General features: G+C 33.8%; 21 protein-coding genes and 3 tRNA genes. 1 reads left to right on the top strand and 23 read right to left on the bottom strand.

Going from position 1 to position 24,768, the window contains the following annotated elements; translation table 11 throughout:
* From B5D41_RS09280 to B5D41_RS09245, 8 genes are all read right to left on the bottom strand, one after another.
* Positions 1–101 (bottom strand) — tRNA-Sec (locus tag B5D41_RS09280).
* 365 nt (positions 102–466) lie between these two features.
* Entirely contained in the window at positions 467–2,011 is a 1,545-nt protein-coding gene (locus B5D41_RS09275; protein ID WP_078810346.1) for a methyl-accepting chemotaxis protein, read from the bottom strand.
* A gap of 233 nt (positions 2,012–2,244) precedes the next feature.
* Entirely contained in the window at positions 2,245–3,030 is a 786-nt protein-coding gene (gene fdhD, locus B5D41_RS09270; RefSeq protein WP_078810345.1) for a formate dehydrogenase accessory sulfurtransferase FdhD, read from the bottom strand.
* A 33-nt stretch (positions 3,031–3,063) separates the two neighbouring features.
* Complete coding sequence (gene fdhF, locus B5D41_RS14400) at positions 3,064–5,742, bottom strand: formate dehydrogenase subunit alpha (RefSeq protein WP_078810344.1); 2,679 nt, start codon at positions 5,740–5,742, stop codon at positions 3,064–3,066.
* A complete protein-coding gene (nuoF, locus tag B5D41_RS09260; protein ID WP_078810343.1) occupies positions 5,739–7,400 on the bottom strand; it encodes an NADH-quinone oxidoreductase subunit NuoF in 1,662 nt (553 codons plus the stop codon). The genes fdhF and nuoF overlap by 4 nt, the downstream gene beginning before the upstream one ends.
* An 18-nt stretch (positions 7,401–7,418) precedes the next feature.
* On the bottom strand, positions 7,419–7,865 hold the full coding sequence (nuoE, locus tag B5D41_RS09255; protein WP_200806454.1) for an NADH-quinone oxidoreductase subunit NuoE: 447 nt from the start codon (positions 7,863–7,865) through the stop codon (positions 7,419–7,421).
* Positions 7,866–7,882: 17 nt separating this feature from the next.
* A complete protein-coding gene (locus tag B5D41_RS09250; RefSeq protein WP_078810341.1) occupies positions 7,883–8,242 on the bottom strand; it encodes a (2Fe-2S) ferredoxin domain-containing protein in 360 nt (119 codons plus the stop codon).
* A gap of 325 nt (positions 8,243–8,567) precedes the next feature.
* Positions 8,568–9,194, bottom strand: a complete 627-nt coding sequence (locus B5D41_RS09245; protein WP_078810340.1) for a redox-sensing transcriptional repressor Rex — start codon at positions 9,192–9,194, stop codon at positions 8,568–8,570.
* Positions 9,195–9,479: 285 nt separating this feature from the next.
* On the opposite strand from B5D41_RS09245, the gene lgt reads away from it, so the two are divergent.
* Positions 9,480–10,226 carry a prolipoprotein diacylglyceryl transferase gene (gene lgt / locus B5D41_RS09240; protein WP_078810339.1) on the top strand — a complete coding sequence of 249 codons (747 nt, stop codon included), beginning with the start codon at positions 9,480–9,482 and terminating at the stop codon, positions 10,224–10,226.
* A gap of 92 nt (positions 10,227–10,318) precedes the next feature.
* Here the strand turns inward: lgt and B5D41_RS09235 are convergent.
* From B5D41_RS09235 to B5D41_RS09165, 15 genes are all read right to left on the bottom strand, one after another.
* Positions 10,319–10,394, bottom strand: a tRNA-Phe gene (locus B5D41_RS09235).
* Positions 10,395–10,449: 55 nt separating this feature from the next.
* Positions 10,450–10,525: transfer RNA gene (locus B5D41_RS09230), tRNA-Val, on the bottom strand.
* Positions 10,526–10,607: 82 nt separating this feature from the next.
* Positions 10,608–11,459, bottom strand: coding sequence for a branched-chain-amino-acid transaminase (gene ilvE, locus B5D41_RS09225; RefSeq protein WP_078810338.1), 852 nt, complete (start codon positions 11,457–11,459; stop codon positions 10,608–10,610).
* Positions 11,449–12,048 (bottom strand): anthranilate synthase component II, encoded by a 600-nt coding sequence (locus B5D41_RS09220; protein ID WP_078810337.1) that lies wholly within the window; start codon positions 12,046–12,048, stop codon positions 11,449–11,451. The genes ilvE and B5D41_RS09220 overlap by 11 nt, the downstream gene beginning before the upstream one ends.
* Entirely contained in the window at positions 12,045–13,541 is a 1,497-nt protein-coding gene (trpE, locus tag B5D41_RS09215) for an anthranilate synthase component I (protein ID WP_078810336.1), read from the bottom strand. Before trpE ends, B5D41_RS09220 begins: the two co-directional genes overlap by 4 nt.
* 301 nt (positions 13,542–13,842) lie before the next feature.
* Positions 13,843–15,411 (bottom strand): bifunctional phosphoribosylaminoimidazolecarboxamide formyltransferase/IMP cyclohydrolase, encoded by a 1,569-nt coding sequence (gene purH, locus B5D41_RS09210; protein WP_078810354.1) that lies wholly within the window; start codon positions 15,409–15,411, stop codon positions 13,843–13,845.
* 22 nt (positions 15,412–15,433) lie between these two features.
* Entirely contained in the window at positions 15,434–16,045 is a 612-nt protein-coding gene (gene purN / locus B5D41_RS09205) for a phosphoribosylglycinamide formyltransferase (protein ID WP_078810335.1), read from the bottom strand.
* A 19-nt stretch (positions 16,046–16,064) separates the two neighbouring features.
* Complete coding sequence (gene purM / locus B5D41_RS09200; protein ID WP_078810334.1) at positions 16,065–17,096, bottom strand: phosphoribosylformylglycinamidine cyclo-ligase; 1,032 nt, start codon at positions 17,094–17,096, stop codon at positions 16,065–16,067.
* A gap of 15 nt (positions 17,097–17,111) precedes the next feature.
* Positions 17,112–18,536 carry an amidophosphoribosyltransferase gene (purF, locus tag B5D41_RS09195; protein WP_078810333.1) on the bottom strand — a complete coding sequence of 475 codons (1,425 nt, stop codon included), beginning with the start codon at positions 18,534–18,536 and terminating at the stop codon, positions 17,112–17,114.
* Positions 18,500–20,689 carry a phosphoribosylformylglycinamidine synthase subunit PurL gene (purL, locus tag B5D41_RS09190; RefSeq protein WP_200806453.1) on the bottom strand — a complete coding sequence of 730 codons (2,190 nt, stop codon included), beginning with the start codon at positions 20,687–20,689 and terminating at the stop codon, positions 18,500–18,502. Before purL ends, purF begins: the two co-directional genes overlap by 37 nt.
* Positions 20,682–21,383 carry a phosphoribosylformylglycinamidine synthase subunit PurQ gene (purQ, locus tag B5D41_RS09185; RefSeq protein WP_078810332.1) on the bottom strand — a complete coding sequence of 234 codons (702 nt, stop codon included), beginning with the start codon at positions 21,381–21,383 and terminating at the stop codon, positions 20,682–20,684. Before purQ ends, purL begins: the two co-directional genes overlap by 8 nt.
* Before the next feature lies 1 nt (position 21,384).
* Positions 21,385–21,645: a phosphoribosylformylglycinamidine synthase subunit PurS gene (gene purS, locus B5D41_RS09180; RefSeq protein ID WP_078810331.1), complete on the bottom strand. Its 261-nt coding sequence runs from the start codon at positions 21,643–21,645 to the stop codon at positions 21,385–21,387.
* A 16-nt stretch (positions 21,646–21,661) separates the two neighbouring features.
* On the bottom strand, positions 21,662–22,369 hold the full coding sequence (gene purC, locus B5D41_RS09175) for a phosphoribosylaminoimidazolesuccinocarboxamide synthase (RefSeq protein ID WP_078810352.1): 708 nt from the start codon (positions 22,367–22,369) through the stop codon (positions 21,662–21,664).
* 50 nt (positions 22,370–22,419) lie between these two features.
* The gene (gene purB, locus B5D41_RS09170; RefSeq protein WP_078810330.1) at positions 22,420–23,811 is read right to left on the bottom strand and encodes an adenylosuccinate lyase; all 1,392 of its coding nucleotides are present in this window, start codon (positions 23,809–23,811) and stop codon (positions 22,420–22,422) included.
* Positions 23,812–23,814: 3 nt separating this feature from the next.
* On the bottom strand, positions 23,815–24,738 hold the full coding sequence (locus tag B5D41_RS09165) for a patatin-like phospholipase family protein (RefSeq protein ID WP_078810329.1): 924 nt from the start codon (positions 24,736–24,738) through the stop codon (positions 23,815–23,817).
* Positions 24,739–24,768 lie beyond the last annotated feature (30 nt).

The following is a 24,768-nucleotide window of genomic DNA, read 5'->3' as shown; positions in this document are numbered from 1 at the left end:
TGGCGGGAATGTGTAGGAATCGAACCTACCGCGGACAGCTCAAGGCTGGCCCGCCGCCGGATTTGAAGTCCGGGGCACCCACCAGGGGTACAGCCATTCCCAAATTTAATTTCTAGGTTTCATTATACTCTTCTTTTATACTATTGTCAAGAAATCTGTAATTTATCTATTGCTTCATTGAAACGCTGATGTTTACTTGGATTCAGAGTCAAAACGCTTCCTTCACCAATAGTTACCATCGGTGAATATCTCTAACCTCTACTTTCTGCTTTTAATGTTTCATACCGCCCCCTACTCTATTAACTTCTTGAAATGTGAAATTATAATTGAAATTTCTTCATTTCTAACAGTTCTTGGATCAATAATTATTTTTTCAGCTTGAATTCGAGTAAATAAAGTAGGATTAAACTTCCTGTTAAAAAAAGTTAAAGTGTTGTGAACTTCACAGCTCACAACACTTTAAAATCTATACTTTAAATTGGTCAACTAACCCTTTTAAATCAATAGCTTCTTCAGTCAATGATTCTGAAGTCTTTTTCATTTCTTTAGACATATCATCAATATTTTCAGTAGAATCAACTACTTGGTCAGCCCCAGCAGCCATTTGTTGAGCTGCTGCACTAGAGTCTTTAATCTGAGAGCTTGTTTCATTTATAGCTTCACTTATTTCTTCAAAAGCATCTCCTGCTTTAGTAATTACTTCCTCTCCAACTGCAACTTCCTCCGTTCCTTCTTCAATTGCTGTAATAGCTTCTTCAGAACCTTTTTGTGTTTCTCTAATTAATTTAGCTATATCCTCGGTAGCATTAGAAGTCTCTTCAGCTAAATTCTGAATTTCTTCTGCTACTACTGCAAAGCCACGTCCATGCTCTCCTGCTCTAGCAGCTTCTATAGTTGCATTCAAAGCTAATAAATTAGTCTGTTCAGCGATATTGGTTATTAAATTTATAATCTCTTCAATCTCTTTGGTTTTCGCACCTAAATTACCAATTATACTTGCAGATTCTTCTACCATATTACGAATAGAATGCATTTCAGTAACAGCCTTCTCTATAGACTGACTACCATCATCCACTGTCTCAGTCATTCTTTCTGCTGAGGATGAAACCATTTCAGTATTTGATGCTATCTCTTGTATACTAGCTGATAATTCAGTAATATTAGCTGTAGTATTCTCAATATATTGGTCAGATTCATCTATAGTAGTCGATAAATTCTCACTAGAGCTGCTTACCGTTTGGGCTGAAGATTTAACTTGCTTTATTATATCTGCTTGTTTATCAATCATATTATTAAAAGTAGTACCTAAGACCCCTAATTCATCTTCACGATGAGCAAAGTCAACTTGAGCAGTTAAATTCCCTTGTTCCGTCTTATCTAAAATATCTACTAATTGATTAATAGGTCCTGTTATATTGTTAGTTACAAAAACAGCTCCTGTCCCCATTAATGCCATAGCCACAAGACATGTAATTATCATCGTCCAAGCTACATCTTTATTAAACCGAGTCATATTACTAACCTGGTCTGCAACTATTATATGCCAACCTAATTCCGAATTATATTCATAACTAGCGATCATCCTATTACCATTAAATTCATATTCTAATATTTTTGTATTATTTTTCTGAATACTATTTAAAAGTTTGGAGCTATTTTTAGGATTTCCATATAATATTTCTCCTTGCTTGTCTATTATGTAAATCTGTCCAGTTCCATTCTGAAAATATCTCTTCTCTTTCTTATTAAGACCATCTAAATTATTAATTAACTCTTGTTTTGATCTATTAACTCCATTAAAATGATAATTTAACTCATTAGATATAGTATCTAATTTTTCAGTAGATAATTTTTTGAAACCATCCGTTGCTGTATTATAAGTAAAAATTCCTAATAATAATAAACCAATTAACCCTAAGATTCCAGAAAAGATTAATGTCTTTAATAAGAGCCGACTCTTCAAAGTCCGTTCAACATCAATATCAAACATCTCTTTATCAATTAACTGCAAGTTAATCCTCCTTTATTATACAATTTAATTATTCATATCCTATTACATATTCATGCCACATTTCATCTATTATCTAATTATGTAATAACTCCTCTATTACCTTTAATTTCTATAAAATAATTAGTTTCTCCTGCATTTATCCCATAATTTGTAAAAAAATGATCTTAACAATAATTTGATGCTATCTATAAAAAAGCTCTCTATTATTAATAATAGAGAGCTTAATAACTTATTTACCTTTTAACTCGCCAGTCATGAGTATATATATTCATTCTTCTTCCTCTAGCAAATCCAATTAAAGTAATTCCTAATTCATCTGCCATATTAACTGTTAATGACGTTGGCGCTGCTCGAGAAATTAGGATTGACAGACCTAACTTAGCTGTTTTAAGCAAAATCTCTGAAGAAACTCGCCCACTAGTGACCAAAAGTTTATCATTAAGCTTTAAATCTTTCATGATTGTTTCTCCAACAATTTTATCTACTGCATTATGTCGCCCAATATCTTCATTGAAAATTAAAGTTTCCTTAGGAGTACAAAGAGCTGAACTATGTGAACCTCCAGTTTCTTGGAATAATTCAGCTCTCTGTTGTAACTCTCTAACTAACTTTAAAACCATATCTACTTCAATCTCTAATTCTAATTCTATCTTATTACACTGTAAAGAATCAATTACATTATAAAAAATAGTTCCCTTTCCGCAACCTGATGTAATTGTTCTTTTACCATATAATTTCTCTACTAAAGAAGATGTATTATCTTTAGTTTCTACTCTAACTATTCCATCCTCTTGGTCAACTTCAACTTTCTTTACATCACCTTTATCATTAATTAACCCTTCAGATTTTAAAAAACCTAAAGCTAAATAATCTAATTTAAGAGGAGTACAGAGTAAGGTAACGATTTCTTCATCATTGAGTATAATCGTTAAAGGCATTTCTGTAACTACTGCATCAGCTAAATTAGTAATTCCTTCTTTACTTGCTCTCAATACTGTAATTTCTTCTAGTTCTTTCACTATTTTCACCTCAAAGGGTCATAATTATTTATTCTAACTAACTTTTTCTATATTAATTGCACAAACCTTATACTCTGGAATCTTAGCTACAGGATCTAAAGCTGGATTAGTTAAAACATTAGCAGCTGATTCAGCAAAATGGAAAGACATAAAGACTAAACCTTCTGGAACTCTTTCACTAATAGTTACTTTAGATTCTACTGTTCCACGGCGAGAAGTTACTTCTACTTTATCGCCTTCTTTAACATTTAATTTTTCAGCATCAGCTAAGTTTACTTCCATTAATTCTTCAGGATAATGCTCATCTAAAGCATCAGCATGACGAGACATGGTTCCTGTATGGAAGTGGAATAAGCGTCTTCCAGTAGTTAGCACATATGGGTAATCATCATCTGGTTGTTCTTGAGGTGGCATATATTCTGCTGGATTAAACTGTCCTAATCCTCTAGCAAATTCACCTTCATGCAAATACTTAGTTCCCGGATGATTATAATCTGGACATGGCCACTGCAGACCATCTTCTTCTATTCTATCATAACTCATACCACCATAAATTGGAGTTACACTAGCAATTTCATCCATAATCTGACTTGAATTCTTATAATCCCAATCATGTCCCATTCGCTTAGCTAACTCATTAAATATTACCCAATCCGGCTTACTTTCACCTATTGGTTCTATAGCTTTTCTTATTCTCTGCACTTTTCTTTCAGAGTTAGTAAATGTTCCATCCTTTTCTGCAAAACTAGCAGCTGGTAATACTACATCAGCATATTCTGCTGTTTCACTCATGAAAATATCTTGTACTACTAGAAACTCTACATCTTCTAACGCTTCCTTAATATGATTAGAGTCTGGGTCACTTAATACTGGATTCTCTCCCATTACATATAAAGCTTTAACTTTATCCTCATCAATGGCATCAAAAATCTCAGTAACAGTATACCCTACTTCATCTGATAATTCAACACCCCAAGCTTCTTCAAACTTCTTATTAATTGAAGGATCAGCTACACTCTGATATCCTGGATATACATTTGGTAAAGCACCTAAGTCACAGGCTCCCTGTACATTATTTTGACCTCGTAATGGATTGACTCCTGTACTTTCCTTACCAACATTTCCAGTTAACATTGCTAAACAAGCTACAGATAATACATTATCTGTTCCAGAAGTATGCTGAGTAATTCCCATAGCATAAAGAATACTAGCTCGCTCTACTTCTCCATACATATGAGCAGCCTTTACGATATCCTCAGCAGGAACCCCTGTAATATCTGAGACATATTCTGGAGTATACTTTTCAACGATATCCTCTACAGCTTCAAAATTCTCAGTTCTGTCTTCAATATATTCCTCATCTAATAAACCATCTTTAATAATTACATGCATTAAACCATTTAATAAAGCAACATCTGTTCCTGGTTTATGCTGTAACCAAAGATCGGCATACTTAACTAAGTCTATCTTTCTTGGATCAGCCACTACTAACTTAGCCCCTTCTTTTTGAGCCTTCTTGACTCTTAAAGCAATCACCGGATGAGCTTCTGTAGTATTTGATCCTGTAACAAAGATTGCATCAGCACCTTCTATTTCATTAATAGAATTAGTCATTGCTCCACTACCAAAACTTTTGGCTAGACCAGCCACAGTAGAGGAGTGTCATAACCTAGCACAATGGTCTACAGTATTTGTGCCCATCACCGCCCGCATGAATTTCTGCATTAAATAGTTCTCTTCATCAGTACACTTAGCTGAACTTAATCCAGCAGCAGCTTCTCCACCGAACTTATCTTTAATCTCTCCAAACCTATTAGCTACTGTATCAAAAGCTTCGTCCCAACTGGCTTCTCTAAATTTACCATCTTCTTTAATTAATGGTTTAGTTAAGCGATCATCATTGGTAACAAAGTCTAAACCGAATTTACCTTTAACACAAGTTTGACCACGATTAACATTATCACTATTAGTAGTTACTTTAACTATCTCTTCATCCTTCACATTCAATTCTAGCTGACAACCAACTCCACAATAAGGACAAGTAGTCTCAACTTTATCTACTTCCCAATTTCTAGCTTTACCCATTGCAGCCTTTTCCATTAAAGCACCAGTTGGACAGGCATTTACACACATACCACAGAACTGACAGTTAACATCTTCTAAGGGACGATCAAAAGCTGTATTTACTGTAGTTTCAAAACCTCTATTTTCAAATCCAATAGCTGATTCCCTTTGTACCTGGTCACAGATATTAACACATTTTCGACAAAGAATACATTTCTCATTATCACGAATAAAGAATGAATTATCAGCAACTATACCCTCATATTCTCTCATTTTACCATTAAATCTACTCTCTTCTACATCATATTTATAAGCATAGTTCTGTAGCTTACAAGCTCCTGCCTTATCGCAAGTCAGACACTCTTGTTCGTGATTAGCTAACAATAATTCTAATAACAGCTTACGCATTCTAATAACTTTTTCTGATTCAGTATTTACTGCTAAATCTTCACTAACTTCTGTCGTACAAGCTGTAACCATTTGTTCTGAATCTTCTATTTCTACTAAACACATTCTACAAGCTCCTTCAATCTTTAATTCTGGATCATAACATAAATTAGGAATATCAATTCCATATTCTTGAGCAGCTTGTAAAATTGTTTGTCCAGCAGTAGCTTCTAACTGCTGTCCATTAATAGTTATCTTCACGCAGTCTCACTCCTTTCATACTCTTCTTCTTGTTCTACAGTTAAATCTTTACAGACTTCCGTAGGACATACTTTTGCTGTAATGTGAGCTAAATATTCATCTTTAAAATGATTCAAAGTAGTCATAATCGGAGTTGGAGCTGCTTGACCTAAACCACAAAGAGCAGAATTAGACATTACATCAGCTAAATCCTGTAACTTATTTAAGTCTGCTAAAACACCTTCTCCTTTAGAGATTCTATCTAAGATTTCATACATTCTAGTATTACCTTCTCTACATGGCAAGCACTTACCACAAGATTCATGTTCAAAGAAATGCATAAAACATTTAGCAACATCTATAATACAATGAGTTTCATCCATAATCAATAAAGCTCCTGATCCTAAAGTTGCTCCTACTTCTGCTAAAGAATCATAATCCATAGGAGTGTCCATTAAATCTTTAGGAATACATCCTCCAGAAGTACCACCGGTTTGAGCTACTTTGAACTCTTTACCGTTAGCAATACCTCCACCAAAGCCTTCTACTATTTCTCTTAAAGTAGTACCCATAGGAACTTCAATTAAACCTTCCTTTTCTACATCTCCACTTACAGTAAAGACTTTAGTTCCAGTACAACTTTCAGTTCCTATTTCACTGAACCACTCAGCACCTTTCTCCATAATAACTGGGATATTAGCCAATGTTTCTACATTATTAATTAGTGTTGGTTTACCCCATAATCCTTCATTAGGTGGGTATGGAGGTTTAACCTGTGGCTCTCCTCTTTCGCCTTCAATTGACTGGAGCAAAGCAGTTTCTTCTCCACAAACATAAGCTCCAGCTCCTTCTCTAATTTTAATCTTGAAATCAAAACCGGAATCGAATATATTCTCTCCTAATAATCCCATTTCTTCTGCTTGTTCAATAGCTGTCTGTAGCCTACTAACAGCTAGCTGATATTCACCTCTAATATAAATATAACCGGTATTAGCTCCAACAGCATAACCAGCGATGGCCATAGCTTCTAATAAACTATGAGGATCACCTTCCATAATTAAACGATCCTTAGAGGTACCTGGTTCTCCTTCATCCGCATTAGCTACCACATACTTCTCGTCGCCTTCTGCTTGATTAGTAAACTTCCACTTTAAACCTGCAGGGAATCCAGCTCCTCCCCGCCCTCTAAGACCCGACTCATCTACCATATTAATTACTTCTTCTTGACTTAATTCAGTTAAGACAGTTCCTAATGATTTATAACCATCTTGTCCAATATACTGTTTAATATCTTCTGGATCAATGACTCCACAATTACGTAATACAATTCTCATTTCACCAGGGAATACATCCTCTTGTTGATAAGGTGTAATAATCTCAGCATCTTCTTCTGATTCATATAATAACCTTTGAACTCGTCTACCTTTTAATAGATGTTCCTCAGCAATTTCAGCTACATCTTCAACTTGTACATTACCATAATAAACTCCTTCTGGATAAATAACCATTACTGGTGCAGCTTCACACGGACCTAAACAACCTGTATCTACAACTTTTATTTCATTATCAAGTTCCAATCTTTTTAACTCTTTAACTAAAGCTCTCTCTACCTCTTTAGCCCCTTCTTCTACACAATCTTTACCATTACAGATTAGCACATGACTTCGATAAAAAGCCATTATATCCCTCCTTCCTACTTAATACTTCTCTAATATAGAATCTAATTTATTTGCTGTCAAATTCCCATAAATCGTCTCATTAATCATAATTGCAGGCGCAACACCACAGACTCCTAAACAACTAGTTAATTCTAAACTAAACTTATTATCTTTTGTTATTTCACCCGTTTTAATGTCTAATTTTTCTTTAACTTCCTCTAAAATATTAGTAGAACCTTTAATATGACATGGAGCACTTTCACAGACTCTAATTATATTATCACCTTTTTCTTCCGTATCCAATAAAGTATAAAAAGTTGCTACTCCATATACCTTACTTAACGGTAAATTAAGGCTCTTAGCTACTAACTCCAATACTTCTTCACTTAAATACCCTAATTTAGCCTGCACTTTATGCAAAACTGAAATTAAAGGTGTCCGTTCAGATTCGAAATTTTCTGTAATTTGTTTAATAGCTTTCTCCACAATTCTCACCTCCTGACTCATTCTTTATTAATAGCCAATTTATCAACAATACGATTATTAACTATATGCTGGGCAATAATCTTGCGTCCTGCTTCTGGATTTAGATTTCCATATAATACGACAGGTTGATCTGGAGCTGCTACTTTAACTAAAGGTTCATGGTGACAAAGTCCAATACAACCTGTATAAGCAACTGTTACATTATCTAAATCTCTCGTCTCTAATTCATCTAAAATAGCCTCTGATACCTCTCTAGCTCCAGCAGCAATACCGCATGTACCCATAGCAATAGTAATCTTAATATCATTTTCTTTAATCTTCTCTTGCTTTTCTTTAACTTCTTCTTTAATCTTATTTAATTCCTTTAAAGATTTCATCAATTCACCTCCTCTAACTAAAAGTAATAGCTTTACTTAGATAAATATGAGTTTTATAATGTCAGTTATGCAAAATAATCTTGAAAATCATTCCTATAATTAAATATTTATCATTCAGTTTATATAATTTTCTGAAAATAATTGTCGAAATCAAACTATATTTAAATATATTAATTTACATTGTATTATATTATTATATTTAATCAATATATAATAAACAAAAAATAATATACCAAAATTAATTTTGGTATATTATTTTAATTATCTGTTTTTAATAAAATTCCTTTATTATTCATAAGAATTTTATTAAAAATAGAATTCTACATTATTTTCTAGAAAGATGATAAGCTAAACTAATTAATCCGATTGATAAATCCTCATTTCTTAATTCTATTTCAGGCGGAAGTTTAATTCTTGCAGGAGCGAAATTCCAAATAGCTTTTACACCAGCTCCAACTAATTCATCCGCTATTTCTTGAGCATAATCTCCTGGAGCAGCAATAATCCCTATATCTACATTATTTTCTTTAACTACATCGACCAATTCATCTATATGTTGAATCTCTACATCACCAAGTTTACTACCTACCTTATCTGAATCAACATCCAATACATGGTTAATATTTAATCCTAATTTTTTAAACCCGCCATATTTACTTAAAGCATGGCCTAAGTCACCAGCCCCTACTAATACTATCTCCCATTCTTGAGCAAGTCCTAAAATCTTTCTAAGATGCTTTAATAAAACAGGCACCTCATAACCTACACCTCTTCTTCCAAACTCTCCATAATATGATAAATCTTTTCTTACTTGAGTAGAAGGAATACCTATTCTCTCTCCTAGATCCTTTGATGATATCACATCTACATCCATTCTGTCTAATTTCTGCAAACAACGATAATAGATTGGCAAACGCTCTATAGTTGTAGCAGGTGTCATTGCATCTTTCACATTTTCTCCTCCTTCGCTTCTAAAATACTTTCCATGTTTTTTACTAAAATCTAAATTCAATAAACTTAGAAAAATAATACAGAATAAGTGATTCCTTACTTAATATATTACTATAAATATAATAAAAATCCTTTTAAAATACCTAAAAATTATTTATATTTAATATTATCACAAACTTACAGCAAACTATTTTATTCTATTAATTATACTAACCTTCTCTTTACATATAATATAATATATATTATTATATTAGTAATGTTAACTGTTCTTAAAGGAGGCGTATTAATGCTTAAACCTGATTACATAGATCCAGTAGCTTTTGAAATCGGCCCTCTATCTGTACATTGGTACGGAATAATTATGGCTTCCGCTATATTTTTAGGGTTGATCATAGCACTAAAAGAAAGTAAAAGGAGAAATCTAAATCCTGATACTTTCTTAGATCTTATCATCATTGCTATACCAATATCAATTGTTGGTGCTAGAACTTATTATGTTATTTTCCAATGGGATTACTATAGTCAAAATATACAAGATATAATAGCAGTATGGGAGGGTGGTTTAGCTATTCATGGTGCTTTAATTGGAGCTACTCTAACTGCTATCATCTTTACTAAAATAAAAGGAATCAAATTCTGGAAAATTGTAGATATAGCTGCTCCCAGTTTAATTCTAGGTCAAGCAATCGGTCGTTGGGGTAATTTTATTAACCAAGAAGCATATGGATATAAGACTGATTTACCTTGGGGTATGTATATCAATGGTGCTTATCGTCACCCTACCTTTCTATATGAATCAATTTGGGACTTATCAGTCTTTATATTCTTAATGTGGTTAAAAAAGAGAGATAATATTAAAAATGGTGAAGTTTTTTTAACATATATTATGACTTACTCTCTTGGAAGGTTCTTTATTGAAAGATTAAGAACAGATAGCTTAATGCTAGGATCACTACGTGTTGCGCAAGTGATTAGTATATTATTAATTATCGGTGCTGGTTCATTGATCTATTGGCGGCGAAATAAAGCTTAAGAAGTATCAATAATTTCATAATAAATAATAAAAACTGACCAATAATTGGTCAGTTTTTTTATGTAAATTTTATATAATTTACAAAATAAGAATGGTGGCAAGACCCGGATTCGAACCGGGGACACGAGGATTTTCAATCCACTGCTCTACCGACTGAGCTATCTCGCCACACTAATAAAAATTAACATTTCTACTTTTCCATGATTTTCATCCATAAATAAAATGGTGGGCGAAACAGGACTTGAACCTGTGACCCCCTGCTTGTAAGGCAGGTGCTCTCCCAACTGAGCTATTCGCCCTCTCGCTTACATTTATATATGATACTATAAAATTATTTCCTTGTCAACAAAATTTATATTTTTTCTTAAAAATAATTTTCATCTATCTAGGTCTAGGAAAATTATCAAAAATTTCCCTAGTTATTGGTCCTGGTTTGCCGTCTCCAATTAGCCTATTATCCATCTTGACAATCGGTATTATCTCTACAGAAGTCACCGTAGCAAATGCTTCATCTGCAGTATAGAAATCATGTCTAGTTAGATTCTCTTCTTTAACTTTCAACTCCAATTCTAAGCCTAATTCAATTACTAATTTTCTAGTTATTCCAGCTAATATTCCAGCAGATTTAGGTGGAGTCTTTAAAATACCATCTTTAACCAAAAAAAGATTACTAACTGTTCCTTCAGTAACAAAGCCTTTTTGATTTAACATAATCCCATCATCTGCCCCAACCATTTTAGCCTCTGCTTTAGCTAAAATACTATTAAGAAAATTACAAGATTTAATCCGCGGATTAACTGTTTCTATTTGGCTTCTACGAGTAGGAACCGTAACTACCTCCCAACCTTTTTCATAAAGTTTAGGATCAGGTGGCGATAATGGCTTAGTAATTATCATTAACGTTGGCTCCTTAGCATCAGCAGGATTAATTCCTATTCCAGCCTCACCTCGAGACAGGCTAATTCTAATATAAGCATCACTTTCACTTAAATCATTAGCCTCTAATGTTCTTTTAATTTCTATAGCCAATTCTTCCTGTCTCCACGGTATCTCCATTAGAATTGCTTGAGCAGATGAATATAATCTATCTAAATGCTCATTCAGTTTAAATACTTTGGAACCATAAGAACGCATAGTCTCAAAAATCCCATCTCCATATAGATATCCACGATCCAGAGGAGAAATTCTAGCCTCCTCTAGTGGAATTATTTCTTTATTAATATTAACCTGCATAATCGATCACATTACAATCTAGCTTTGGTAATTCTAAAAAATTGGCCAGCAAATCATGACCAGCTCTAGTTAAAATAGATTCTGGATGAAACTGCAAACCTACAATATCATATTCTTTATGTTTTATACCCATAATCTCTCCTGCCTTAGTTTTAGCAGTGATTTCAAAAGAATCTGGAATTGTTTCTTTTTTAATAATTAAAGAATGATACCTAGTCGCTATAAATGGAGATTCAATCTCTTCAAAAATTCCTGCCTCATTATGATAAACTTTTGATGTCTTACCATGCATTAAGTTTTCAGCTCTAACAATTTCCGCACCAAAAACATGTCCAATACACTGGTGCCCTAAACAAATACCAAGAATAGGGATCTCTCCTTTAAACCTTCTAATCACATCATTAGATATTCCCGCTTCTAAAGGAGTACAAGGCCCTGGGGAGATAATTATCTTCTCTGGAGACAACTCCTCTATCTCTTCAATAGTAATTTTATCATTGCGATGAACCACCATTTCAGCACCTAATTGTCCACAATACTGAACTAAGTTATACGTAAAAGAATCATAGTTATCTATCATTAGAATCATTTAATATCACCTTTTTCTACAAGAGTAATCGTTTTTAATAATGCTTCTGCTTTCTTTAACGACTCTTCATACTCCTTTTCTGGAATCGAATCATCAACTATTCCAGCTCCAGCTTGTATATATGCTCTACCATCCTTAATCACCATTGTTCTAATTACTATATTTAACTCCATTTCTTCACCAAAACCTAAAAATCCAATAGAACCAGTATATGGGCCCCTTCTAACTGGCTCTAATTCCTCAATAATCTCCATCGTTCTAACTTTTGGTGCACCAGTAATTGTTCCTCCAGGAAATGCTGCTCTTAAAATATCAAAACGATCCTTATCCTGATGTAATTCCCCTCTTACATTAGAAACTATATGAATTACATGAGAATACTCTTCTATTACCATCAATTCATCCACTTCTACTGTTCCATAATCAGAAACTCGTCCTAAGTCATTTCTTTCTAAATCGACTAACATAATATGTTCCGCTCTCTCTTTTGGATGGTTAATCAATTCATCAGCCAATGCTTGAGTTTCTTTTTTAGTCTTACCTCGTGGCCTAGTACCAGCAATTGGTCTAGTTTCTACTACTCCATCTAATGAACGAACTAATAATTCAGGAGACGAACTAACAATCTGTAAATCTCCAAAATTCAAATAAGCCATATATGGTGATGGGTTCAATTTGCGTAATACTTTATAAACTGTAAAAGGATCTTCTGTTATAGGCGTGTCTACTCTAACTGATAAATTAACCTGAAAAATATCCCCAGCTTTAATATATTCTTTAGCCTTTCGTACAGCATTAGCAAACTCTTCCCTGCTAAAGCTAGCCTCATAATCTAAATCATCTTCATTAAATGCTAAATCACCAGTGAACTCTTTAATTTCATCTTGATATTCATTCTCTTCTAACTGATCAATAATCCAATCTATACGTTCTACAGCTTGATCATATAACTCATTTATTTCACCCTCATCTAACATCATATTAGCAATTACTAATAACTCGTCAGCAAAATGATCAAACACAATTACTGTATCAGTAAAAGTAAAATAAATCTCTGGTAATTCTAAATCATCTTCTGCATCTGTAGGTAATTCCTCAAAAAAACGACCCACATCATAATTAAAACAGCCAATCCCTCCACCATAAAATTTAGGTAATCCATCTACTTTAACCGGCTGGTATTCATCCATGAGTTCACTTAATTTCTGTAAAGGATCATCAGTTAACTCTATTCTTTCTTCTTCATTCTTAATATTAATTTGATTACCTTTACTTCTAAAAGTCATAAATGGTTGATAACCTAAAAAAGAATAACGGGCAATATTCTCAGGTCCTTTTCCACTCTCTAATAAAAAGAATTCTTTATCGTCTCCTCCCAATTTTTCAATAACAGAAATCGGTGTTTCATCATTTAAAGCAATCTTACGATAAATAGGAATTATATTTCCTTTCTCCCCCATTGCTTCAGCCTCTTCTTTAGTTGGAAAGTACAATTACTTAACACCCTCTCGTTTTTTTAATTTTCTAATAATTAAATTTAAGTCTAAAAATTAACCTCACTTCTATATTCTTCAATAGAGTTATCTAATCCTTTAATCTTAACCCTATATTTTTGCACAACTAATGCTTCCCCCTAAAATCATCCCTCTATCCTCCATTAATGTCACCTTTTATTAAAAAATATATTTTTTATCATTATACACTAACTTAAGTCATTTTGCAAACAAATGTTCTTTTATTCACAAGCTAAAATATAAATAAGAGCTTGAGTATACTCAAGCTCTTATGCAAAGATTAATGTTTAAAATGTCTTCTACCAGTGAAGACCATAGCTATATTATTTTCATTTGCTGCTGCTATTACTTCTTCATCTCTAATGGAACCACCTGGCTGAATAATAGCTTTAATTCCAGCTTCTGCTGCACTTTCAATAGCATCTTTAAATGGAAAGAAAGCATCTGATGCTACTACTGCTTCCACTTTTCTATCTCCAGCTTTACGTCCAGCAATAATCATGGCATCGACTCGACTCATCTGTCCAGCTCCAACTCCAACAACTTGTTCATCTTTAGCCATTACTATAGCGTTAGACTTTACATGCTTAACTACTTTCCAACTGAATAACATATCTTTTAATTCTTGATCAGTAGGCTCTCTTTCAGTTACTACTTCGACTTCTGACTCATCAAGTTGAACTATATCTCTATCTTGTACCAATAATCCCCCAACTACTTTTTTCATATCTTTTTCTTTAGTATTCTGATCTATAAATAAATCTCCTGTTTCTAATAACCGTACATTTTCCCATCGTTCTTTTAATACCTTTAATGCTTCTTCACTAAATTTTGGAGCAATGACAGCCTCTACAAACTTTTCAGGTCCTGCTATTTCTTTGGCTGTTGTTTCATCTACTTCTCTATTTAAGGCTACAATGCTTCCATAAGCAGAAGTAGGATCACCTGCATATGCTTCTTCATAAGCTTTTGCCAATGTTTCAGCTGTAGCGATTCCACATGGATTAGCATGTTTAATTACTGCTACTGCTGGCCTTTCTGTAAATTCCTTTACCAATTCTAATGCACCATTGGTGTCATTGATATTATTGAATGATAAGGATTTACCATGTAATTGTTTAGCAGTAGTTATTGAAGGCTCTGTAGTCTCTGTTTCACAGTAGAAAGCTGCTTTTTGATGTGGATTTTCACCATATCTTAAATCATCAACTTTCTCATACCTTTCTCTAATAACAGGAGATAGTCCTGAATCTTTTTCAACAAAATCGGATAAATAGTCTTGAATTAAGTGATCATACTCTGCAGTATGCTTAAAAGCTTTATAAGCTAATTCTAATTTTACTTCTGAATTTAACCTTAGATCATTATTCTTCAATTCATCTAAAATCTTATTATAATCATTCGGATTAACTACTACTCCTACATCTTGATGGTTCTTAGCAGCTGATCGAATCATAGTTGGACCACCAATATCAATATTTTCAATTGCTTCAGTAAAATCCACATCATCTTTAGCAATAGTTTCAGCAAAAGGATACAAGTTAACTATAATTAACTCTATAGGCTTAATGCCTTCCTCTTTAATCTCTTTCATATGTTCTTTATTATCTCTAACTGCTAAAATTCCACCATGTACTGCGGGATGAAGTGTTTTTACCCTACCATCCATCATTTCTGGGTAATTAGTTACTTTAGTAATATCTATTACTTCAATGCCTGCCTCTTTTAACTTTCTGCCAGTTCCTCCAGTAGAAATAATATTAATACCTAACTCATCTAATTGCTCAGCAAATTCTACTATTCCATCCTTATTTGACACGCTAATTAGGGCATATCTTACTTTTGACATCTTATCACCTCTATACTTAGTTTTATAGAATCTCCACTTTTCTTCCTTCAACTTTTAATCTTCTATCAGCAAAAAGTTGAATAGCTTTAGGATATATTTGATGTTCCTCTGCTAATATTCGCCGAGAAAGACTAGCTACTGTATCATCTTCTAAAACTTGAACTGCTTCTTGTAGAATAATTGGTCCGGTGTCCATCCCTTCATAAGCGAAATGAACAGTACAGCCTGTTACTTTCACTCCATGCTTAAATGCTTGGCGTTGTGCATCCAACCCCGGAAAAGCTGGTAATAAAGACGGATGGATATTCATCAAACGATTACGATAATATTCTATAAAATGAGAACTTAAAATTGTTATAAAACCTGCCATAGCTACTAATTCTACTCCATGCTCTTCTAATATTGTAATCATCTTTTCTTCATACTCTTGCTTACTATTAAAATCACCTGGGATTATAGAAACTCCTTTTATTCCATGCTTTTTAGCTCTTTCTAAAGCCTTAGCATCAAGATTGTCACTAATTATAATTTCAATCTTAGCATTCAATCTATCTGCCTCAATACTATTAATTATAGACTGCAAATTAGTTCCACGTCCGGAAACTAAAACCCCTAATCTCAGTCTTTTAGCCATCTAATTCACCTCTCTTCTCCTACAAATTCAAATCAACATTCTTATCACCTTTTTGTATCTCGCCGATTAAATAAGCATCTTCACCTATATCTTCTAATTTATTTAAAATATTATCAGCATCCATTTTAGGAACTACAATCGCCATACCTATTCCCATATTAAAAGTTCGATACATTTCTTTAGCTTCGATATTACCTTTATCCTTAATTATATCAAAAATAGATGGTGTAGGCCATTCTTCTGAATCAATTACTGCTTTAGTTCCTGTTGGTAGAATTCTAGGTAGATTCTCTATTAATCCACCACCGGTAATATGAGCAATACCTTTTAAATTAAATTCTTTCATTAATTCTAATATTGGTTTTACATAAATCTTAGTCGGTTGTAACAGTTCCTCTCCTAGCTTTCTATCTAGCTCTTTAATTTCAGCATCTACATCATAATCTGCCATATCAAATAATACTTTTCTTGCTAAAGAGTAGCCATTACTATGAATGCCATTTGAAGATAACCCGATTACTTTATCACCAGGCTTTATTTCTTGACCTGTAATTAATTTTTTCTTATCTACGACACCTACAGCGAAACCAGCTAAATCATACTCATTCTGATTATAAAATCCTGGCATCTCAGCCATTTCTCCCCCAATTAAAGCAGCTCCCGCTTCTTTGCAACCTTTACTAATTCCTTTTACAATTTCTTCTGCCTTTTTAGGAATTAAATTATCAATTGCCAAATAATCTAAGAAAAATAAAGGCTTAGCACCTTGCACTATAATATCATTAACGGACATAGCTACTAAATCTATTCCAATAGTATCGTGTTTATCCATCATAAAAGCTACTTTTAATTTAGTTCCTACTCCATCTGTACCGGCTACCAAAATCGGCTCTTCATAACCATTCAAATTAGGAGCAAAAAGTGCCCCAAAACTTCCTAAACCGGTCAAAACCTCTTTCCCAAAGGTTGATTCCACATCTTTTGTTATTTTATCTACTGCTTCTTCTCCAGCAGCAATATTAACTCCAGCCTCTTCATAAGATACTCCCATCCTATCACCTCCATTTTATTCTAGGTCAAACTTGCCTGTTCCTACCTTTATATGATAGTCACCATCAAAACAAGAAGTACAATAGCCATAGTCTTCAGCATTAATTGAGTTTAATAGTCCTTCTTGGCTTAAATAATGTAAAGAATCAGCTCCTATATGTCCAGCAATCTCTTCAATACTTTTTTTAGCTGCGATTAACTCTTGTCTGCGAGATGTATCTAATCCATAATAACATGGATAAGTTACAGGTGGAGAGGATATAGCCATATGCACTTCTTTAGCGCCGGCCTTTTTAACCATTCTAATAACCTGTCTACTAGTAGTCCCTCTAACAATAGAATCATCGATTATAATCACTTTTTTATCCTTAATTATTTCTTTAATCGGATTTAATTTAATTCTTACTTTTAAATCTCTTATTTCTTGAGTAGGTTGAATAAATGTTCTCCCTACATATCTATTTCTTAATATCCCCTTTTGATAAGGAATACCTGACTCCTCAGCAAATCCAAGAGCAGCAGGAATTCCTGAACCTGGTACCGGAATTACTAAATCTGCTTCTACCTCCATCTCTCTAGCTAATTGCCTTCCCATTGCTCGTCTAGCCAAATGTACATTCTGGCCGCCAATTATACTATCCGGCCGAGCAAAATAAATAAATTCGAAAATACAGAAGGTATGAGGTTTCTCTTCACTAAAATGAAAACTCTCAATGCCATCTTTGTTAATAATTACCATCTCTCCTGGTTGAACATCTCTAATTAACTCTGCATCCATAATATCAAAGGCACATGTCTCTGAGGCAACGATATAGCTATCTCCTGATTTCCCAATAGATAATGGTCTAAAACCATAAGGATCCCGAGCTGCTATTAAACCATCATCAGTCATAGCTACTAGACTAAAAGCTCCCTTTATCTGTTGTAAACTGTGAGTAAATGCTTCTATAATATCATCTTTAAAAGAACGAGCAACTAAATGGGCAATTACCTCAGTGTCAAGAGTAGAGTGGAAGATAGAACCTTGATTCTCTAAATTAAATCTTATTTCAGAACTATTTACTAGATTACCATTATGAGCAATAGCCAAGTCACCTTTATTACAATTTACTAATAAAGGCTGAGCATTAGCCAATAAACTAGAACCGGTCGTGGAATAACGAACATGACCAATAGCTGCTTCTCCATTTAATTCCTGTAGCTTTTCCTCATCAAAAACATTAGTTACTAGTCCCATATCTTTATGAATCTTAAAGTTACCATCTATATTTACACAGATTCCAGCACTCTCTTGTCCTCTGTGTTGTAGAGCATGTAGACCTAAATATGTTAAATGGCCTACATTGGATTTTTTATCAGAAGAGAAAATACCAAAGACTCCACACTCTTCTTCCATTTTATCCATTAAGCCTTCACTTTGGAACGAATACTCTCTTTCCATTCTCTCTTCATCCCCTTAACTTTAAGATTAATTAGATCATTAATAATTAATTCTTCTCCAGTAACTTTTCCTAATTTAGTTACTGATATATTATTAGATAATGCTATCTCTTTAACCTGGTTTACATCTTTTTCATCTACAGAAATTACAATCCTACTCTGAGTTTCAGAAAATAGCAAACCACTATTTGATAAATTATTATCAATTTCTATTCTAGCTCCTAATCCTCCAGAAATACAGCTTTCAGCTAAAGTTACTGCTAATCCTCCATCTGCACAATCATGAGCAGATTTAATTATTCCTGCTTTAATTGCTTCTAAACAAGTATTCTGCACCTTCTTCTCTAAATCTAAATCTAATTCAGGTAGTTTACCTGTCTCTAAATCATGAATAACTTTAAGATATTCACTACCGCCTAATTCTTCTTTGGTTTCACCTAATAATAGAATAACATCACCTTCATCTTTAAAATGGGAAGTCGTTGCTTCTTCAATATTCTCTAATAAGCCCACCATACCTATAATCGGTGTTGGATAAATAGCACCAGCCGGGCTTTCATTATAAAAGCTTACATTTCCACCAGTCACAGGTGTTCCCAAACTTAGACAGGCTTCGCTAATTCCTTCAATACATTTTTCAAACTGCCAATAAATTTCTGGTTTCATTGGATTCCCAAAGTTTAAACCGTCTGTAATTGCAATCGGTTCGCCTCCAGCACAGACTATATTTCTAGCTGCTTCAGCTACAGCAATAGCTCCTCCTAATTCCGGATCAAGATAACAATACCGTCCATTACAATCAGTAGTTACTGCTAAGCCTTTCTTTGCTCCCTTCACTCGTAAGACTGCTGCATCAGAACCTGGTAAGACTACAGTATTAGTTCGCACCATATGATCATACTGTTGATATACCCATTCTTTACTAGCAATATTCGGAGACTGTAAAACATCTAATAATGATTGATTATAATCGGTAGTTTCTGTTAAATTAGTTAAATCATAATCTTGCACTTCATCTAAATAAGAAGGTCGCTTTGATTCTCTTTGATATTCTGGAGCATCATCAGCCAATGAACGCGCCGGTACTTCTGCAGCTATTTGACCTTTATCTAAAATTCTTAACATACCATCATCTGTTACTTTTCCTATAACTTCAGCATGTAAATCCCACTTTTCAAATATTTTTTCTACAATATCTTCTTTCCCTTTTTTAGGCACTACTAACATTCTTTCTTGAGATTCTGATAACATCACTTCATAGGAATTCATCCCTATCTCTCGTTTAGGAACTAGATCAATATCCAGTTCTATTCCTGCTCCTCCACGACTAGCCATCTCACATGAAGAACCAGTAAGTCCAGCTGCTCCCATATCTTGAATACCGACTAATGCACCGGTTTTAATTAATTCTAAACAGGCTTCCAACAGTAGTTTCTCCATAAATGGATCTCCCACCTGAACTGCTGGGCGATCTTCCTCAGAGTCTTCGGTCAATTCATCGGAAGCAAAGCTAGCCCCTTGAATTCCATCTCTTCCAGTAGTAGCACCTACTACCATAACTGGATTACCAACACCTTCAGCAGTTCCAGTTGAGATATCTTCATGATCCATAATTCCTACACACATAGCATTAACTAAGGGATTCTCTTGATAACTTTCAGAAAAGTAAACTTCTCCTCCAACCGTCGGAATTCCAATACAATTACCATAACCAGCAATCCCCTCCACTACTCCTTCAAATAAAAATTTAACCCGATCATCATCTAATTCTCCAAAACGTAAAGAATTTAAAGAAGCTATCGGCCTAGCCCCCATGGTGAAGATATCACGAATAATCCCACCAACTCCAGTAGCTGCTCCTTGATAAGGTTCAATCGCTGAAGGATGATTATGACTCTCTATTTTAAAGGACACTGCTTGTTCATCTCCAATATCAATAATCCCTGCATTCTCTCCTGGTCCTTGTAAAACTCTATCGCCTTCAGTTGGTAGATTTCTTAAAATAGCCTTTGAGTTTTTATAACTACAATGCTCAGACCACATAACTCCATACATTCCTAATTCTGTTTTATTAGGATCTCTACCTAAAATATCAACAATCATATCATATTCTGTTGCTGTTAATCCTTCATTCTCCCACGGTTTATTAGCCACATTGCTCACCTCTCTTAATTACATCCTCTAAGATTGATGCAAAAATTTTATATCCATCATCTTTTCCATTTCCTAAAATAGTCTCAGAACATCGTTCAGGATGAGGCATTAATCCAAATACATTCTTCTCTTTATTACAAATCCCAGCAATATTCTTAACAGAACCATTTGGATTCTCTTCTTCTGCTGCATATTGAACTACAATCTGATCATTGGCAACTAATTCTTCTAAACCATCCTCATCAATATGATAATTACCTTCTCCGTGAGCAACAGGAAGATTTAATATTTCTCCTTCTTCACATTCATTGGTAAAAGGAGTGTCAGCATTAACTACTTTTAAATTAACATATTTACAAGTAAACTTTAAAGAATCATTTATCTTCATTGCCCCTGGTAAAAGCCCGGCTTCTAATAAAATCTGAAATCCATTACAGATTCCTATTACTAAACCACCATTATTAGCATAATCTATGACGGAATTCATAATTGGAGAAAACCTAGCAATCGCTCCTGTTCTCAAATAATCCCCATAAGAAAAACCTCCAGGCAGTATTACACAATCATAATCTGATAAATCTTGTGCTTCTTTATGCCATAACATTTCAGTAGGTTGACTTAATACTTCATGGGCTACGTGATAACAATCCTGATCACAGTTAGAACCAGGAAAGGTGACTACAGCAAATTTCATACTACCCCTCCATCTCTTCAACTTCAAAAGTATAATCTTCAATTACAGGATTAGCTAATAGACGTTGACACATCTCATCTACTTGCGTCTTAACTTTATCTTTCGTTACTACATCTTCAATCTCTAATTCCATATACTTACCAATATTGACATCAGATACATTCTTATATCCTAGGGAATCTAAACCACCTTCTACTGCCTGTCCTTGTGGATCCAGGATACTTTCCTTTAATAGCACTTTAATTTTTACTTTCCAATTCATTTTATATCCTCCCTATCTATAAGTTCAATCGTTTTAATATTTCTTGATATGCCCCTTCTACTTCACCTAAATCTCTTCTAAATCTATCTTTGTCTAGTTTCTTTTTACTTTGAGCATCCCAAAAGCGGCAAGTATCTGGAGAAATTTCATCTCCTAAATAGATCTCCCCATCCGTTCCTTTACCAAACTCTAATTTAAAATCAACTAAATCGATCCCTTTATCAGCTAAAAATTCAACCAGTATTTCATTAATCTTAAAGGCTAAATCTTTAATCACTTCTAAATCATTAGGATCAGCTATTTCTTCCGCTTGAATATGATATTCATTAATCATTGGATCTCCTAAGTCATCATCTTTATAATAAAACTCTAAAATCGGTTGACTTAACTCAGTACCTTCTTCTAAACCTAATCTCTTTGCTAAACTACCCGCTGCTATATTTCTCATTACTACTTCAACCAAAATAATATCTAATTTCTTAGCTAGTACATCTGTGTCATTTAGTCGTTCTATTAAATGAGTTGGAATATCGTTATCTTCTAATAGTTCAAAAAAGATAGTAGAAATTTCCGCATTAAGCTTACCTTTCTCAACAATTTGCCCTTTTTTCTCACCATTAAAAGCAGTTGCATCATCTTTATACTCTACAATTACCTTATCATCTTCTTCTGTCTTATAAATCCTTTTCGCTTTTCCTTCATAAAGTTCCTCTAATTTCTCCATTTTTATAACCCCCACTCTTAATATTTCAGCTAAATTATTAATAATATAAATTAAATATTTAAAATTCCTTGCCAATAATCCACTACTTTCTCTGTCTTTTGTACTGCAATCCCAATATATTTTTCTGGCTTAGTTAGTAGTTCCTTTTGTTTTTGATTTAACTTTTGCCAGTAGGCTTCTAATTCCTCTTTATCTTGAATCAATTCTCTCAATGTTTGTCCTGTTTCTTGAGCTTCTAAAGTCAACTTTCTGACTGCTTCATGAGCATCTGGGTGTCCTAAAGAGGCTAATAGAATATAAAGAGGCTCTGCTACTATCATTTCTTTGCTTTGATTAAAGTTCTCCTCCATATTCTCCTGATCAACTACTAGTTTACGACAAGTTCTAATTAAACGATTAACTGATGACAAAAAGCCCACTATTAATTCTGGAATAAATCTTGACGAAGCTGAATTAGTTAAGTCTCGTTGGTGTTCTGAAATTTGATCTTGATAAAGAGTCATCATTCGCGGCATAAATTCCTTCCACATACTCTTAATATTTTCATAATTAATAGGATTTCGTTTATGAGGCATAGTCGAAGAACCAACCTGATCCTTACCAAAATATTCTCCTACTTCACCGATCTCTGTTCTTTGCAAATGTCGCATATCATCACTAAAATTGGCAATTACTCCAAAGCCAGAGACTAAAGCATGAATAAAATCTGTTAAATATTCCGGTTCCACTATTTGAGTAGAGTGAGTACTAGCCTCTAAACCTAACTCTTCTAAAACTTCAGCTTCAAATGTCTCTGGATTATTAAAGAAAAGGTGACTTGCATTATAAGCTCCTACTGCTCCGGTCATCTTTCCTTTTAGTCTTTCACCGCTTTCTTTAATTGCTAAAATTCTATTACCTAATCTACTAACATATTCAGCCACTGCAAAACCAAATGTTACCGGCACTGCATGCTGCCCATGAGTTCTTCCCACTTGAATTGTATCTTTCTCTCTTAAAGCTATCTCCATTAAAATTTTCTGTAACTCTTTAAGGGTAGGTAAAATTAATTCTTCAGCGCATTCCTTATATCGTACAGAATTAGCAGTGTCTACTATATCAAATGATGTTGTAGTAAAATGAACATATGGTTTAGCTTCCTTACTAACTTTTCTTTGAATACAATTCACTAAAGCCCGAATATTATGTCTAGTCTTCTTCTCTTCTTCATATACCTCTTCTGCTGTAAGTTCTTCGATTGCTTTCTCTACTTCTTTAACTACTTCAAAAGAACAGATACCTTCTTTAGCTAATGCTTTAACTAAAGCTAGTTCTACTTGGGCTTGATATTTAATCTTAGCTTCTTCTGATAAGTATTTTGAATAATCTTCAAAATTTTCTTTACGTAAAGAGTAACGGTGGTCTAATGGACTTATATTTTTGAAAATATTTCGTTCTATCACTTTTTACTTACCTCCTTTTATCAACCTTTCTATTTTAGGAACTAACTGGTATCCGATCTGCCTCCCAGTCTTTAGAAGATATGGGATCTTTTCTATATCAGTTAAACTGGCCTTTTCCACTTTAGGTTCAATTATTAGATCAGCGTAATCTTCTAATATTAAGTTGGAAACCTCCTGCCCCATAATATCAACTGACTGCAGGATAAGATCTACTGGATTCTTAATCAATTTATCATCTTGGATGGCAAAACCTAAATCAATTGCTACCTTAATATCTACTCCTAACTCATCTAAAATATCTGCTGGCACATTATTTTTTAAACCACCATCTACTAGTAAATGTCCTTCAACCTCTAATGGGATGAATAATCCAGGAATAGAAATAGTAGCTCTAATAGCAGTAGCTATCTGTTGATCAGTAATAAAGATTCTATCATCTAAATGCTGTAAGTCTGGCTTGAATTCATTAGCAATAAATATTACTAATTCTCCACTCATAATATTGGTTGCTGTAATAGCTATTGGTATTCTTGCTTCATTAAAATATTTTCCTTCCGTTTCCTTCAATAAATCTTTTTTAATCTTATTACCTGATATTAAGCCCATAGGCATTTCTTTTGGAGAAGGACCTAATTTTGCAGATATGCTCTTTATTAAAAATTTAATTATTTCAATAAAACCTAAACTTAAGTCAAAACGCTTACCATCTTTAACTTCTAATGCTAATTTATCTAAATCACTAGGTTCTAATCCTGCTCCATATAAACCGGCGATTAGGCCTCCCATGCTACTACCACTAATCATATCAATCTGAATTCCTTCTTTAGATAAGACTTCTAAGATACCAATATGAACTATCCCTCTCAACCCACCGCCTCCTAAAGCGAGTCCTATAGTAGGACGATTAACTGCTTTTCTTCCTAACATCAACCTCCACCTACCTTGAATTATATATAT

The sequence above is a fragment of the Selenihalanaerobacter shriftii genome (assembly GCF_900167185.1).
GTDB classification, from domain to species: domain Bacteria; phylum Bacillota; class Halanaerobiia; order Halobacteroidales; family Acetohalobiaceae; genus Selenihalanaerobacter; species Selenihalanaerobacter shriftii.
This window is presented reverse-complemented; position numbering and strand designations above follow the sequence as displayed.